The sequence below is a fragment of the Amycolatopsis sp. NPDC101161 genome, from assembly GCF_044768185.1.
GTDB lineage: Bacteria > Actinomycetota > Actinomycetes > Mycobacteriales > Pseudonocardiaceae > Amycolatopsis.
Window position 1 is genome coordinate 158,818 of sequence record NZ_JBIWPI010000009.1, and the last position, 15,757, is coordinate 174,574.

The following is a 15,757-nucleotide window of genomic DNA, read 5'->3' on the forward strand; positions in this document are numbered from 1 at the left end:
CTAGTGGTTGTCGCGGGGGATGCCCTTCGTCTTGGCGATCCGCTGGTAGGCCACGGCCGGGCGGAGCACCATGCCGTCGCACAGCTGGTCGACCATCGAGCGCTGGATCTCCTGCCACGGCGTCTGCGCGTCCGGGACCGGGTAGCCGCCCGCTTCGGCCAGCTCCTTGTGCCGCAGCGCGAGCTCTTCGTCCGGGATCAGGACGTCGGCGGTGCCGGCGGCGAGGTCGATCCGCACCCGGTCGCCGGTCCGCAGCACCCCGAGCCCGCCGCCCGCGGCCGCTTCCGGGGAGGCGTTGAGGATCGACGGCGACCCGGACGTGCCCGACTGGCGGCCGTCGCCGAGGCACGGCAGCTCGTGGACGCCCCGCTTGATCAGCTCCGCCGGCGGCCGCATGTTGACCACCTCCGCGGAGCCGGGGTAGCCGAGCGGGCCGGTGCCGCGCATGACGAGCAGCGAGTGCTCGTCGACGCCGAGGTCCGGGTCGTCGATGCGGGCGTGGTAGTCCTCGGGGCCGTCGAACACGACGGCGGTGCCCTCGTAGACGCCGCCGGCCAGGTAGCGGCGCCGGAACTCCGGCGAGATCACGCTGGACTTCATGATGGCCGCGTCGAAGAGGTTGCCCTTGAGGACCAGGAACCCGGCGTCTTCGGTGAGGGCGGTGCCGAAGGTGCGGATGACGTCGCGGTCCTCGGCTTCGGCGTCGCGGCAGTTGTCGCCGAGCGTGCGGCCGTTGACCGTGCGGGCGCCTTCGTGGATCAGGTCGTGGCGCATCAGCTCGTGCACGACGGCGGGGACGCCGCCCGCGCGGTGGAACTCCTCGCCGAGGTACTTCCCGGCCGGCTGGAGGTCGACGAGCAGCGGGACGGCGTAGCCCAGCCGCTGCCAGTCCTCGAGGGGCAGGTCGACGCCGACGTGCCGGGCGATCGCGCCGATGTGGATCGGCGCGTTGGTCGAGCCGCCGATCGCGGAGCTGACGACGATGGCGTTCTCGAAGGCTTCGCGCGTCAGGATGTCCGACGGCTTGAGGTCTTCGCGCACCATCTCGACGATCCGTCGCCCGGTCAGGTAGGCCATCCGCGCGCGGTCGCGGTGCGGCGCCGGGATGGCGGCGCAGCCGGGCAGGCTCATCCCGAGCGCCTCGGCGAGCGCGTTCATGGTCGAGGCGGTGCCCATGGTGTTGCAGTGGCCGGGCGAAGGCGCGGAGGAGGCGACGAGCTCCATGAACCCGGCGTCGTCGATCTCCCCGGCGGCGAGCAGTTCGCGCGCCTTCCAGATGATGGTCCCGGACCCGGTGCGCTCGCCCTTGTGCCAGCCGTTGAGCATGGGGCCGCCGGACAGCACGATGGCGGGGAGGTCCACGGTCGCGGCGGCCATCAGGCAGGCGGGGGTGGTCTTGTCACAGCCGGTGGTGAGGACGACGCCGTCGATGGGGTAGCCGTAGAGGGTCTCGACGAGCCCGAGGTAGGCGAGGTTCCGATCCAGGGCGGCGGTCGGGCGCTTGCCGGTCTCCTGGATGGGGTGGACGGGGAACTCGATGGCGATGCCGCCGGCCTCCCGGATGCCCTCCCGGGTGCGGTCGGCGAGCTGCAGGTGGTGCCGGTTGCAGGGGGACAGGTCGGAGCCGGTCTGCGCGATGCCGATGATCGGTTTGCCGGACTGCAGCTCTTCGCGGGTCAGGCCCCAGTTCATGTACCGCTCGAGGTAGAGGGCGGTCATCCCGGGGTCGGCGGGGTTGTTGAACCAAGCTTCGCTGCGCAGTCCCATACCGGCCAGTTTGGCAATGCGGGCGGCCGGATGCACGCCCCTGGGGCGGGGAAGGTGTTGGATGAGTCCTCGCCTCTGTCTCACCGCGCTCCCTGCCGCGTCCTCGCTCTTGCCTCACCGCGCCCCCCTGCCGTGCCCTCGCCCTTGCCTCGCCGCGCCCCCTGCAGCGCCCTCGCCCCTGCCTCGCCGCGCCTCCCTGGCGCGCCCTCGCCCTTGCTTCACCGCCCCTGCCGCCCACTCGCCCTGCGTCACCGCGCCCCCTGCCGCGCCCCTGCCTCACCGCCCCCCTGGCGCGCCCTCGCCCCTGCCTCGCCGCGCCTCCCTGGCGCGCCCTCGCCCCCCCCGCGCGTCCTGAATGACTCCTTCGGGACCCCCGACGCCCTGAATTGGCGCAGCAGGGGGCGGCGCGGTGGGCGGGGCAGGCGCGTTGGGGCGACGTGGAGCGGGGCTCGGCCGTGTGTGGTGACGGTCGCGGACCCTAAAAGCCCTTCCGGCACCCCGAAGCTGTCATTGTGACTACGGCCGGCAACACCGCGTCAAGGCGGGAAAGATGCCTTGACCCGGCGCTGCCTGCCGTGTTCTGGCTTCGGATCGGGGTGCGGGGGAGTCTGGGTACTCGTCCGTGTCTGTTCTCGAGTTCCCCTTGCGTTCGCATGCTGGCGTGGGCGGCTCGCCTGCGGAACCGGCCAGAGGGGCGCGGCGTGGGGTGTGGCGGCCGGGCCCGGATCCCTCGGGCCCGGCCGCACCCCTCGGCGGGCGGTGGCGGCCAGCCGCGCCGGTGGTCGCCGCCGCCGTGCGGGTCAGCCGAGGCCGTTCAAGCCGATCACCCGGGAGTACCAGTGCGCGCTCTGCTTCGGCGTCCGGCGCTGCGTCTTGTAGTCCACGTGGACCAGGCCGAACCTCTTCGCGTAGCCCTCGGCCCACTCGAAGTTGTCCAACAGCGACCAGTAGAAGTACCCGCGCAGATCCACCCCCGCCGCCAGCGCGTCGTGCGCTGCCCGCAGGTGGGAGTCCAGGAACGCCACGCGGTCGGTGTCCACGATCTCGCCGCCGTCGGCCAGCACGTCCGGGTACGCCGCGCCGTTCTCCGTGATGTACAGCGGCACGCTCCGGTAGCCGCGGTGGACCTGCAGCAGCGACTCGGTCAACCCGGCCGGCTGGACCTCCCAGCCCGAGTCCGTGCGGGGGGCCGCCGGGTCCGGGACGAAGTGGACGTCGCCCGCTCCGACCCACTCGGGCCCCGCCGGCTCGCTGCCCGGCACCGGGCGGCCCGCTACCCGGTAGTCGCGGTAGTAGTTCACGCCCAGCCAGTCGATGTGCGCGGCGATGACCGCGGCGTCCTCGTCCCGGACCACGTCGCCGAGCCCGAACGGGGCCAGGTCGGCGACCAGGTCGTCCGGGTAGCCGCCGCGCAGGACCGGGTCGAGGAACAGCCGGTTCTGCAGGCCGTCGATGCGCCGGGCGGCGGCGACGTCGCTGACGTTCGCCGGGTCGTGCGGGGCGACCGGGTACAGGTTGAGCGTGATCCCCGCCGGCGTGCCCGGCGCGTGCCGCCGGATGATGTCCATCGCCAGCCCGTGGCCCAGCAGCAGGTGGTGCGTGGCGGCGACGGCGGCCGGGTGGTCGGTGCGGCCGGGCGCGTGGATGCCGCCCGCGTAGCCGAGCATCGCCGCGCACCACGGCTCGTTCAGCGTCGACCAGCTGGCGACGCGGTCGCCGAGCCGGGCCAGCACGGTCTCGGTGTACTCGGCGAACCGGTACGCCGTGTCCCGCGAAGTCCAGCCGCCCTGCTCCTCGAGCGTCTGGGGCAGGTCCCAGTGGTAGAGCGTCGCCCACGGCTGGATCCCGGCCTCCAGGAGGCAGTCGACCAGCCGGTCGTAGAACGCGAGCCCGGCGGCGTTCGGCGCGCCGCCGTCCGGCCGGACGCGGGGCCAGGCCAGCGAGAAGCGGTACGCGCCGAGCCCGAGCTGGCGCATCAGGCCGACGTCTTCGCCGTACCGGCGGTAGTGGTCGGCCGCCGGGTCGCCGGTGTCGCCGCCCACGACCGCACCCGGACGGCGCGCGAAGACGTCCCAGACCGAGTCGGTGCGACCGTCGGCCGTGGTGGCCCCTTCCACCTGGAACGCCGCGGTGGCGGCGCCCCAGACGAAGCCGGGCGGGAACATCAGCGCTGTCTCCGCCCGAACGCTGTCGGGATGTACGGACATGTTCACCCTTTCACGGCACCTTGCATGATCCCGGCCACGATCTGGCGGCCGAGGAGGACGAAGACGATGAGGATCGGGATGGTGGCCAGGGTCGTACCGGCCAGCACCAGCGAATAGTCGACGTAGTAGCCGCTCTGCAGCTTCTCCAGCGCGACCTGGACGGTCGGGTTGCCCGCGTCCAGGACCACCAGCGGCCACAGGAAGTCGTTCCACGACATCATGAACGTGAACATCGCCAGGATCGCCGCGGCCGGCCGGACCGCGGGCAGGCAGACGTTCCAGAAGATCCGGATCATGCTGCAGCCGTCGACGCGCGCGGCCTCGATCAGCTCGTACGGCAGTGCGTCCACTGTGTACTGCCGCATCCAGAACACGCCGAACGCGGTGACCAGGTTGGGCACGATCACCGCCTGGAGGTGACCGGCCCAGCCCAGCTCCGACATCGCGATGAACAGCGGGATGATGCCCAGCTGCGTGGGTACCGCGAGCGTCACGACGATGAACACGAACAGGCCGTTGCGGCCCTTGAACCGCAGTTTCGCGAAGGCGAACCCGGCCAGGGACGAGAACAGCACCGTCGTCAGCGTGACCGTGCCGGACACGATGACGCTGTTGGCCAGCGCCTTCCAGAACGGCACGGAGTCGAAGACCCGGGCGGCGTTGGCGAAGAAGTTGCCGCCGGGCAGGAACGGCGGGATGCGCTCGGTGAGCATCCCGTTGTCGCGGCTGGCCACCAGGAACGACCAGTAGAACGGGAACAGCGAACCGACGACGAAGATCGCCAGCACGACGTACGTCGCCTTGCGCGGCTTGCCGAGCGTGGCGACGCGCCGGCGCAGGTCGCTTTGCAGTGCGGTCATTTCTTCTTCACCGCCGGGGTGTTGGCCAGCCGGCTGGTGAGGAAGAAGTTCACCAGCGCGATGAGCACGATGATCACGAACAGGACCCAGGCGATCGCCGAGGCGTAGCCGAGGTTGTAGTTCTCGAACGCCGACTGGTACAGGTACAGCGTCACGGTCTGGAACTGGTTCGTCGACCCGCCGTTGTTCGACCCGGGCAGGGCGTCGAACAGCTTCGGCTCGGTGAAGATCTGCAGGCCGCCGATCGTCGAGGTGATGATGACGAAGATCAGCGTCGGCTTCAGCAGCGGCAGGGTGACGCTCCGGAAGCGGCGCCACATGCCCGCGCCGTCGATCAGCGCCGCCTCGTGCAGCTCCTTCGGGATGGCCTGCATGGCCGCCAGCACGATCAGGGCGTTGTAGCCCGTCCAGCGCCAGTTCACCATGATCGCGATGGCGACGTGGCTGCCGAAGCGGCTGGCCTGCCAGTCGACCGGGTCCAGCCCGATCGTCTGCAGCACCCCGTTGATCAACCCGTACTTGGGGCCGAACAGGTTGGCGAAGATGATGCCGATCGCGACGAGGCTGGCCGCGTAGGGCAAGAGAATGCCGACGCGCCAGCCCGTCGCGCCGCGCAGGCGGGCACCGAGCAGCGCCGCCAGCATGACCGCCATGATGATCTGCGGGACGCTGGAGAGCAGGAAGATGCTGACCGTGTTGGTCAGCGCGTTCCAGAACTGGGTGTCGGCGAAGAGGTCCTTGTAGTTGTCGAGGCCGATGAAGTCGGGGTCGTCGGACCCGGCCTTCCACTTGAACAGCGAGACATACGCGGTGTACAGCAGCGGGAACAGCCCGACGATGCCGAACACGATGAAGAACGGCGCGACGTAGAGGTACGGCGATACCTTGACGTCCCACCGGCTCAGCTTGTGCCGGAAGGTGGGCCGGGGAGACGTTCGCTCCCCGGCCTTGCTCCCTTCCGGCGCGACTTTGTCGAGGACGGTCATGAGGTCAGCGGGTGATCTTCTTCGCCGAGTCGACCAGTTGCTGCCAGCCGTCCGCCGCCGACTTGCCCTGTTCGACCGCCTGCAGTGCCGGGCTGGCGGCGTTTTCCTGGATCTGGCCGTCACCGGGGCCCTTGTACTGCGGCTTCTGGACCTTCTTGGCCTGCTCGGCGAACAGTTCGCCGACCTTCGCGCCGCCGAAGTAGGCGTCGGTCTGGCTCAGCAGGGCGGGGTCGGTCAGCGCCTTGACCTGGCTCGGGAACGTGCCCTTGGCCTGGAACGCCTTGATCTGCTGCTCCGGCGCGGTCAGCCAGGCCGCGAGCTCGGCGGCCTCCTTCGGGTGCTTCGACTGCGTCGGCACGGTCAGGTACGAGCCGCCCCAGTTGCCGCCGCCGCCGGGGAAGGCCGCGGTGACCGCCCACTTGTTCGCGTTCTCCGGGCCGGCCTGCTCCTTGATCACGCCGAGCATCCAGGCCGGGCACACCTTCGTGGCGAACGCGCCCTGCTTGAAGCCGGTGTTCCACTCGTTGCTGAACGCCGTGAGCTTGGCCGACTCGCCCTTGGCGACGGCGTCGGTGACCTTGGTCCAAGCGTCCTTGATGCCCTGGTTGTTCTCGACGGCGAGCTTGTCATCGCTGCCGATGTAGCCCTGGGGGAGCTGGTTGACCATGGCGTTGAAGTTCTGCGAGGCCGAGTCGAACCAGGCCTTCTTGGTCTTGGCGGCGTAGTCGGCGCCGGCCTGGAAGTAGCTGTCCCAGGTGGCGAACAGCGGCTTGACGGCCTCGGGGTCGGTCGGCAGCCCGGCCGCGGCGAACATGTCCTTGCGGTAGCACATCGCCAGCGGGCCGATGTCGGTCCCGTAGCCGATGACCTTGCCGTCCTTGGTCTTCGCGGCGTCGTACTTCCAGCTCAGCCAGCGGTCGGGGGAGGCGTCGGCGGGACCGATCTTGCTCAGGTCGTTGAACTTCGAGCCCTTGTCGAGGACGTCGGACAGGTGGCCCTCTTCGACCGCGGTGACGTCGGCGAGGCCGGAGCCCGCGGCCAGCTTGGTGATGAGGTCCTGGTGGTAGGGCCCGCCCTGGCCGGTCTTGCGGTGGGTGATCTTGATGTTCGGGTGCAGCCGCTCGTACTCCGGGATGAGTGCCTCGTAGCCGAACTCGGTGAACGTCGCCAGCGTCAGGTCCACGTGCTCGTTGGGGGCCGCCGCCGGCGGGGTTTCGTCACCGCCGCTGCCGCAGGCCGTGGCGCCGAGCGCCGTCATCGTGATGCCCAGTGCGAGGACCAGGCCGTTCCGGATCGTTCTCACGTGTTCAACCACCTTGTTGATGGGAATGAGCGCTCTCACTGCTGGGAGCCCGACTGGGAGCGCTCCCAGGTGTCGCAGAGTCTGCTGGGGGCCTTCACCGGTGTCAAGGGGTCGTAACCGGAGTGTTTCCTGCGAGGAGCGCTCCCGGACGTGCGAGGGCGTGAACGTTAAGCTGAGGCGGTCAGGGTGGTAGCGGGTGATTGAGGGCGGTGCCGTGGGGCCTCGAGCAGGGGATGAAGAACGGCCGACGCTGGAGGACGTCGCGGCGTTCGCCGGCGTGTCGCGGTCGACGGCGTCGCGGGCGTTGAACGACGACGCGTACGTCAGCGCGGCGGCGCGCGAGAAGGTCCTCGCCGCGGCCCGCGACCTGGGCTACTCCCCGAACCAGGCGGCTCGTTCCCTGGTCACGCGCCGCACCGGGGCCGTCGCGGTGGTGCTGTCGGAGCCGGAGTCCCGGCTGCTCGACGACCCGTACCGCGCCGCCGTCATGCGGGCCGGCTACCGGGAGCTCGCCGACGTCGGCCGCCAGATGGTGCTCATCTTCAGCGACATCCGTGAGGACCTGAGCCGGACGGTCCGCTTCCTCGAAGGCGGCCACGTCGACGGCGCGCTGGTGTTCGCGCCGCACCGCGCCGACCCGCTGCCCAAGGCGCTGCGGCTGCTGCGGATCCCGGTGGTGTTCGGCGGGCAGGCGGCCGGCATCCGGCGCGGGGTGCACGTCGTCGACTTCGACAACGAGGGCGGCGCCCGGCTGGCGGTCGAGCACCTGGTCGCGTCCGGGCGGCGGCGGATCGCCACGATCTCCGGCCCGCAGGACCAGAGCGCGCCGATCGACCGGCTCGCCGGCTGGCGCAAGACCCTGCTCGACGCCGGGCTCGACCCCGCCGACCTGGCCGAAGAAGCCGACTTCACGCTGTCGGGCGGCGCGAACGCGATGTCGGCGCTGCTGAACCGGCACCCCGACCTCGACGCGGTGTTCGTCGCCAGCGACATGATGGCGGTGGGCGCGTTGCGGACGCTGGACTCGGCGGGCCGGCGCATCCCCGAGGACGTCGCGGTGGTCAGCTTCGACGACAACGCCACCCTGGCCCCGGCGATGGACCCGCCGCTGACGTCGGTCCACCAGGACCCGCGCGAGCAGGTCCACGCGATGGTCGAGACGCTGATGCAGCTGCTCGACGACCAGAGCCTCAAGCCGCGGCAGCACATCCTGCCCGTCTCGCTGGCGGTCCGCGCCTCGAGCTGATCTCCCTCCCACCGGCCCTCCGAGCACGCGTGCTCGGAGGGCCGGTGTGTTCCCGGGTGCCGATGGCCGGGAGCGCTCCCCGTTCAGATCTACGCGTTCGGCGCTAAACAGTGTTTCCCCGGCACTGCGCGTGACCATTTCGCTGGGCCGTTCGAGTGAACGGCCGACGATCGGCGGCGGCTGTTCAGGAGCGTTCAGCGAGCCCTCGTGCGCCGGGTGCGCCGATGTGACGTTCGCGGTCGCGGTGTCCTTCTGACTCGATTCTTTACATCCAGGTTTCCGGCTGGCTACCGTCTGCGCCTGGAAGCGCTCCCAGATCGCTGGCTCCCTACGGACAAAGGAGTTCCGCAGCCATGCGTTCCTCTCCCCGAATGCGCCGGTTGCGCGGCCGCACCCTGGCCCTGGCCTCGGCCACGGTCGCGGTCGCCGCCGCGCTGGTCGCCCCACCGCCCGCGCTCGGCGCGGACATCGCCTGTTCCGTCACCTACACCACCAACGACTGGGACACCGGGTTCACCGCCAACGTCTCGCTGCGCAACGACGGCGCGCCTCTCGACAGCTGGAAGGTCGGCTGGACCTTCCTCGACGGCCAGAAGGTCCAACAGGGCTGGAGCGCCACCTACGCCCAGTCCGGCGCCGCGGTCACCGCCACGAACCTCTCCTACAACGGCCACCTCGACACCGGCGCGAGCACGTCGTTCGGCTTCAACGGCTCCAAGGGCTCCGCCAACCGCCCACCGACCGACTTCTCCGTCAACGGCAGCGCCTGCACCGGCGCCAACAAGGCGCCGACGGTCACCCTGACCTCGCCCACGTCGAGCGGGACGTACTACGCCCCGGCCACGATCCCGCTCGCCGCGACGGCGGCCGACAGCGACGGCACGATCAGCAAGGTCGAGTTCTACGCCGGCGACACGCTGCTGGCCACCGACACGGCCGCGCCGTTCGAGGGCAACTGGGGCAACGTCCCGGCCGGGACGTACTCGATCACGGCGAAGGCCTACGACAACAAGAACGCCTCGACGACGTCGGCCCCGGTCAGCGTCAAGGTGCTGTCCGGCCCGACGATCGTCGCTTCGCCGGCGACGGCGCAGGTCAAGCAGGGCGGGACGACGACGTTCGCCGTCAGCCTCGCCGGGGCGCCGACCGCTCCGGTGACCGTCGACGTGGCGAGGACCGCGGGGAGCACCGACCTCACCGCGAGCCCCGCGAGCCTCACCTTCTCGACGACGAACTGGAACACCCCGCAGAACGTCACGGTGAAGAGCGCCGACAACGGGGGAGACCTGGGCAGCGCGACCTTCACCGCGAGCAGCGGTGGCTACACCGCCGCGACCGTGACGGTCAACGAGATCTCGTCGTCCACATCGGACTACCAGCTCGCGTTCCTGACGCAGTACAACAAGATCAAGGACCCGAACAACGGTTACTTCCGCAAGTTCGGGAACATCCTGGTGCCCTACCACTCGATCGAGACGCTGATCGTCGAGGCCCCGGACCACGGCCACGAGACGACGTCGGAGGCGTTCAGCTACTACCTGTGGCTGGAAGCGTCCTACGGGCGGATCACCGGTGACTGGGCCCCGTTCAACCAGGCGTGGACGTCGATCGAGACGTACGCGATCCCGTCGGCGGCCGACCAGCCCGGCAACTCCGGCTACAACGCGAGCAAGCCGGCGACCTACGCGGCCGAGTACCCGAGCCCGAAGCAGTACCCGTCGCAGCTGCAGTCCGGCGTTCCGGTCGGGGCCGACCCGATCGCGGCGGAGCTGAAGGCGGCCTACGGCTCGGCGGACGTCTACGGCATGCACTGGCTGCTCGACGTGGACAACATCTACAAGTTCGGCCACTGCGAGGACGGCACGAACACCGCGCCGGCGTTCATCAACACCTTCCAGCGCGGCTCGCAGGAGTCGGTCTGGGAGACGGTCACCCAGCCCAGCTGCGACCTGCTGAAGTTCGGCGGCAAGAACGGCTACCTCGACCTGTTCACCGGCGACTCGTCGTACGCGAAGCAGTGGAAGTACACCGACGCGCCCGACGCGGACGCCCGCGCCGTGCAGGTGGCCTTCCAGGCCGAGAAGTGGGCCGGCGCGCAGGGCAAGAGCGCCGACGTCGCGGCCGTCGTCAAGAAGGCGTCGAAGATGGGCGACTACCTGCGGTACTCGCTGTTCGACAAGTACTTCAAGAAGATCGGCAACTGCGTCGGCGCGTCGAGCTGCGCCGCGGGCACCGGCAAGGACAGCGAGCACTACCTCATCTCGTGGTACTACGCGTGGGGCGGCTCGATGGACTCGTCCAGCGCCTGGGCGTGGCGGATCGGGGACGGCGCGGCCCACCAGGGCTACCAGAACCCGCTCGCGGCGTACGCGCTGTCGACCGACCCGGGCCTGAAGGTCACCTCGGCCACCGGCGCGACCGACTGGGCGAACAGCCTCAGCCGGCAGATGGAGTTCCTGCAGTGGCTCCAGTCGTCCGAAGGCGGCCTCGCCGGCGGCGCGACCAACAGCTGGGACGGCCAGTACGGCACCCCGCCGTCCGGCACGCCGACGTTCTACGGGATGTTCTACGACCAGCAGCCGGTCTGGCACGACCCGCCGAGCAACCAGTGGTTCGGCTTCCAGACCTGGGGCATGGAACGGATCGCCGAGTACTACCAGGCGACCGGCGACGCCCGCGCCAAGAAGATCCTCGACAAGTGGGTGCCCTGGGCGATCGCGAACACCACGGTCGGCGCCGGCGGGAGCTTCCAGATCCCGTCCGACCTGACCTGGAGCGGCGCGCCGGACACCTGGAACGCCACCAGCCCGGGCGCGAACACCGGCCTGCACGTCGCGGTGAAGAACTACAGCCAGGACGTCGGGGTCGCGGCCTCGCTGGCTAAGACGCTGCTGTACTACGCGTCCGGGTCGAGCAACGCCCAGGCCAAGACGGTCGGCGAGCAGCTCTTGACGGCGCTGTCGGCGAACGCGGACAGCAAGGGCATCGCGGTGCCGGAGACGCGGTCGGACTACAACCGCTTCGACGACACCTACAACGCCACCACCGACCAGGGGCTGTACGTGCCCAGCGGCTGGAGCGGCACGATGCCGAACGGCGACGCGATCAACCCGAGCTCGACGTTCCTGTCCATCCGGTCGTTCTACAAGAGCGACCCGCAGTGGCCGAAGGTCCAGTCCTACCTGGACGGTGGCGCCGCGCCGACGTTCACCTACCACCGGTTCTGGGCGCAGTCGGAGATCGCCACGGCGTTCGCCGCGCACGTCGCCCTGTTCGGCTGAAAGGCACTCGATGAAGCGACTGCTCGCACTGGCGGTCGCCGCACTGGTCGGGGGCGCCGTTCTCACGGCGTCCCCGGCCACCGCGGCCCCGCAGGCAACCGGGACCGGCACCGGGTACTGGCACGCGTCCGGTTCCCAGCTCGTCGACGCCACCGGCGCGCCGGTCCGGATGACCGGCGTCAACTGGTTCGGCGCCGAGACCGGCAACTACTCGCCGCACGGCCTGTGGAGCCGCAACTACAAGGACATGCTCGACCAGATGGCGGGCCTCGGCTACAACACGCTGCGGCTCCCGTACTCCAACCAGCTCTTCGACCCCGGCGTCAAGCCGAACAGCATCGACGCCGTCCAGAACCCGGACCTGCAGGGCCTTTCCGGCCTGCAGGTGCTCGACAAGATCATCGCCTACGCCGGTACCAAGGGCATGCGCGTGATCCTCGACCAGCACCGGCCGGACTCCGGGGCGCAGTCCCCGCTCTGGTACACCAGCGCCTACCCCGAGAGCCGGTGGCTGTCGGACTGGACGATGCTCGCCCAGCACTACAAGGGCAACCCCACGGTGATCGGCGCCGACCTGCACAACGAGCCCCACTCGATCCAGGGTGGCGGGGGAGCGTGCTGGGGCTGCGGCGACACCGCGACCGACTGGCGGCTGGCCGCCGAACGCGGCGGCAACGCCGTCCTGGCGGCCAACCCGGACTGGCTGGTCATCGTCGAAGGCGTCGACTGCGTCAGCGGTACCGGCGACCCGCAGTGCGGCTGGTGGGGCGGCAACCTCTCCGGCGCGCGGCAGTTCCCGGTCCGGCTGTCCAAACCGGACAAGCTCGTCTACTCGGCGCACGAGTACGCGACCTCGGTGTTCGCCCAGCCGTGGTTCTCCGACCCGTCGTTCCCGGCGAACCTGCCCGCGCTCTGGGACCACTTCTTCGGCTACCTGCAGAAGCAGAACATCGCGCCGGTGCTGCTCGGCGAGTTCGGCACCACCCTCGCCGACCCGCGCGACAAGACCTGGCTGCAGGAGCTGATGAAGTACGCCGGCACCGGCGCGACCGGGATGAGCTTCACGTACTGGTCGTGGAACCCCAACTCCGGCGACACCGGCGGCATCCTCAACGACGACTGGACGACGGTCAACCAGGCCAAGCAGTCGATCCTGCAGCCCTACCTGATCCCCCCGGTGGGCTCCGGTGGCGGGACGACCGACCCGCCGCCCGCGGTGAGCTGCGCGGTCACCTACCACGTCGACAACACGTGGCAGGGCGGGTTCGTCGCCTCGGTGACGCTCAAGAACACCGGCACCTCGCCGCTGAAGACCTGGGCGCTCGGCTGGACCGTGCCGTCCGGGGTGCAGATCACCGGCAGCTGGGGCGCGACCGTCACCCAGACCGGGCAGCAGGCGAGCGCCAAGGCGCCGTCGTGGGCGCCCGACCTCGCCGGCGGCGCCTCGACGTCGATCGGCTTCCAGGCGACCGGCGCCTCGACCGGCACCCCCGGCGGCTTCGCCGTCGGCGCGACCGCCTGCACCACCTGACCCACCCACCGAACACGAAGGAGCACACTCGATGAAGAGTGAATTCTGGTCCGCGAGGAGGAAGTCACGGCTCGCCGTGGCGTCCTCGCTGACGGCCGCGGCCGTCGTCTCGGGGCTCCTGGTGGCCGGCGGCAGCCCGGCGACCGCCGCCACGGGCTGCAAGGTCACCTACACCGTCAACCAGTGGGACACCGGGTTCACCGCGAACATCGCGGTGACCAACCTCGGCGACGCCGTCTCGAGCTGGGACGTCCAGTGGGACTTCGCCGGCAACCAGCAGGTGCAGCAGGGCTGGAGCGCCACGTTCAGCCAGTCCGGCAAGCACGTGAGCGCGAAGAACCCGTCGTGGGGCGGCGCGCTCGGGTCGAACGCGACGGCGAGCTTCGGCTTCAACGGCTCGTACTCCGGCACGAACGCCGTCCCCGCGTCGTTCACGCTGAACGGCGTCGTCTGCGACGGCAGCACGGGCGGCCCGACCACCACGCCGACGACCCCGACCACGCCGACCACCCCGACGACGCCCACGACCCCGACGGGCCCGACCACGACGCCCCCGCCCGGGACGCACGTGGACAACCCGTACGCCGGCGCGAAGGGGTACGTGAACCCGGACTGGTCGTCGGAGGTGTCGACCGCGGCCGCGGCCAAGGGCGGCACGCTCGGCGCCCAGATGGCCAAGGTGGCGAACACGTCCACGGCCGTCTGGCTCGACCGGATCGCCGCGATCGAGGGCACGTCGAGCGCCCGCGGCCTGCGCGGTCACCTCGACGCCGCGCTGGCCCAAGTGAGCGGCGGGACGCCGGTGACGATCCAGATCGTCGTCTACGACCTGCCCAACCGCGACTGCGCGGCGCTGGCGTCCAACGGCGAGCTGCAGGCCGGCTCGAACGGCCTGGCCCGCTACAAGAGCGAGTACATCGACCCGATCGCGTCGATCCTGTCCGACGCGAAGTACGCGCCGCTGCGGGTCGTGGCGATCGTCGAACCCGACTCGCTGCCCAACCTGATCACCAACACCGCGACGGCCAAGTGCGCCGAAGCGCAGTCCACCGGGGCCTACACCCAGGGCATCCAGTACGCGCTGAACAAGCTGCACGCGATCTCCAACGTCTACAACTACCTGGACATCGCGCACTCGGCGTGGCTGGGCTGGGACAGCAACTTCGGCCCGTTCGTCAACCTGGTCAAGCAGGTGCTGCAGGGCACGACGGCGGGGGTGAACAGCATCGACGGCTTCATCAGCGACACGGCGAACTACACCCCGCTGACCGAGCCGAACCTGCCGGACCCGAACCTGACCGTCGGCGGTCAGCCGCTCAAGTCGGCGACGTTCTACCAGTGGAACCCGTACTTCGCCGAGGTTCCGTTCGCGACGGCGATGTACAACGCGTTCGTCGCCGCGGGCCTGCCGAGCGGGATCGGCATGCTGGTCGACACCTCGCGCAACGGCTGGGGCGGCGCGGCCCGGCCGAGCGGCGCGTCGGGGTCCACTGTGGACGCTTACGTCAACTCCGGCCGGATCGACCGGCGGCTGCACCGCGGCAACTGGTGCAACCAGAGCGGAGCCGGGCTGGGCGTGCGGCCGACGGTGTCGCCGGCGGCGCACTTCGACGCCTACGTCTGGATCAAGCCGCCGGGTGAGTCCGACGGCGCGAGCTCGCAGATCCCGAACGACGAAGGCAAGGGTTTCGACCAGATGTGCGACCCGACCTTCCACGGCAGCTCGCAGGCCAACGGCGGCAACCTGACCGGCGCCCTGCCGAACTCGCCGCTGTCCGGCAAGTGGTTCGAGGCCCAGTTCGAAGAGCTGGTCCAGAACGCCTACCCGCCGGTGTCCTAGCAAGACTCCCGGGCCGGGCGGTGCCGCGCAGCCGCCGTCCGGCCCGGGTCTCCATCAGAGGTCTTTGCGGAAGGACAGCCGGTCCAGTCCCGGCCCGTCGTAGTCGGGCTGGACCGGCAGTCCGCCGACCTCCTTCGGACCGGGCTCGGTGACGAACCCCATCCGGGTGTGGAAGGCGTGCGACGCCGTGTTCACGGGCGAGGTGATGGCGCGGACGACCTCCCGGCCGTTCGCGCGGCTGTAGGCGAAGAAGCGTTCGTACAGCGCGGCACCGAGGCCCTTGCCGCGCTCGGCGGGGTCGACGCCGACGAAGTGGATGTAGCTCTCGGCCGGCCGGGACGGCGAGAGGAACCCGATCAGGAACGCGGCGATCCCGCGGTCCGCGGTCACCAGGAAGCTGCTGCCGGTGAAGTGCTGGAACATCAGCTTCGGCAGCAGCAGCGCCCGCTGGCGGGAGCCCTCGTCGCCACCGAGCCCACCCCACCAGCGGTCGAGCACGGCGAGGACGGGCAGGTGGTCGTCCGGGCCGGGGTGGCGGACGGGGTGGCCGAGGAGCGGGGAGAGGTCCGGAGTCGTCACGGGGCCAGGGTGCCGGAGCGGAGTGGGTCGCGCGACCGGGTTTCGGATGGGCTGTACCTCCTGGCCATCTCCCACGTGGCGACCGTCCACTCCGGAGCGACCCAGCCCCGGGCGGCATGGCTCAGACCATCGACAGGAGTTCGCCGGGTGTCCCTCC

Annotated in this window: 10 protein-coding genes; 4 read left to right on the forward strand and 6 right to left on the reverse strand. The window is 70.4% G+C overall.

Annotated elements, in window-relative coordinates; all coding sequences use genetic code 11:
• The 5 genes from ACIRSS_RS49375 to ACIRSS_RS49395 all read right to left on the reverse strand — a co-directional run bounded on the left by ACIRSS_RS49375 (position 1) and on the right by ACIRSS_RS49395 (position 7,123).
• Entirely contained in the window at positions 1-1,767 is a 1,767-nt protein-coding gene (locus ACIRSS_RS49375) for an IlvD/Edd family dehydratase (protein WP_400909255.1), read from the reverse strand.
• A gap of 800 nt (positions 1,768-2,567) precedes the next feature.
• Positions 2,568-3,980, reverse strand: coding sequence for a GH1 family beta-glucosidase (locus tag ACIRSS_RS49380; protein WP_400909257.1), 1,413 nt, complete (start codon positions 3,978-3,980; stop codon positions 2,568-2,570).
• Entirely contained in the window at positions 3,977-4,834 is an 858-nt protein-coding gene (locus tag ACIRSS_RS49385) for a carbohydrate ABC transporter permease (protein ID WP_400909259.1), read from the reverse strand. Before ACIRSS_RS49385 ends, ACIRSS_RS49380 begins: the two co-directional genes overlap by 4 nt.
• A complete protein-coding gene (locus ACIRSS_RS49390; RefSeq protein WP_400909261.1) occupies positions 4,831-5,820 on the reverse strand; it encodes a carbohydrate ABC transporter permease in 990 nt (329 codons plus the stop codon). The genes ACIRSS_RS49385 and ACIRSS_RS49390 overlap by 4 nt, the downstream gene beginning before the upstream one ends.
• 4 nt (positions 5,821-5,824) lie before the next feature.
• Complete coding sequence (locus ACIRSS_RS49395) at positions 5,825-7,123, reverse strand: extracellular solute-binding protein (protein WP_400909263.1); 1,299 nt, start codon at positions 7,121-7,123, stop codon at positions 5,825-5,827.
• Positions 7,124-7,373: 250 nt separating this feature from the next.
• On the opposite strand from ACIRSS_RS49395, the gene ACIRSS_RS49400 reads away from it, so the two are divergent.
• The 4 genes from ACIRSS_RS49400 to ACIRSS_RS49415 all read left to right on the forward strand — a co-directional run bounded on the left by ACIRSS_RS49400 (position 7,374) and on the right by ACIRSS_RS49415 (position 15,021).
• Positions 7,374-8,369: a LacI family DNA-binding transcriptional regulator gene (locus ACIRSS_RS49400; protein ID WP_400909527.1), complete on the forward strand. Its 996-nt coding sequence runs from the start codon at positions 7,374-7,376 to the stop codon at positions 8,367-8,369.
• A 353-nt stretch (positions 8,370-8,722) separates the two neighbouring features.
• Positions 8,723-11,650 carry a glycoside hydrolase family 48 protein gene (locus ACIRSS_RS49405; RefSeq protein ID WP_400909265.1) on the forward strand — a complete coding sequence of 976 codons (2,928 nt, stop codon included), beginning with the start codon at positions 8,723-8,725 and terminating at the stop codon, positions 11,648-11,650.
• A 10-nt stretch (positions 11,651-11,660) separates the two neighbouring features.
• Entirely contained in the window at positions 11,661-13,181 is a 1,521-nt protein-coding gene (locus tag ACIRSS_RS49410) for a cellulase family glycosylhydrolase (protein ID WP_400909267.1), read from the forward strand.
• 31 nt (positions 13,182-13,212) lie between these two features.
• Positions 13,213-15,021 carry a glycoside hydrolase family 6 protein gene (locus ACIRSS_RS49415; RefSeq protein ID WP_400909268.1) on the forward strand — a complete coding sequence of 603 codons (1,809 nt, stop codon included), beginning with the start codon at positions 13,213-13,215 and terminating at the stop codon, positions 15,019-15,021.
• 54 nt (positions 15,022-15,075) lie between these two features.
• On the opposite strand, the gene ACIRSS_RS49420 is transcribed toward ACIRSS_RS49415, so the two are convergent.
• Positions 15,076-15,600 carry a GNAT family N-acetyltransferase gene (locus ACIRSS_RS49420; protein ID WP_400909269.1) on the reverse strand — a complete coding sequence of 175 codons (525 nt, stop codon included), beginning with the start codon at positions 15,598-15,600 and terminating at the stop codon, positions 15,076-15,078.
• Positions 15,601-15,757 lie beyond the last annotated feature (157 nt).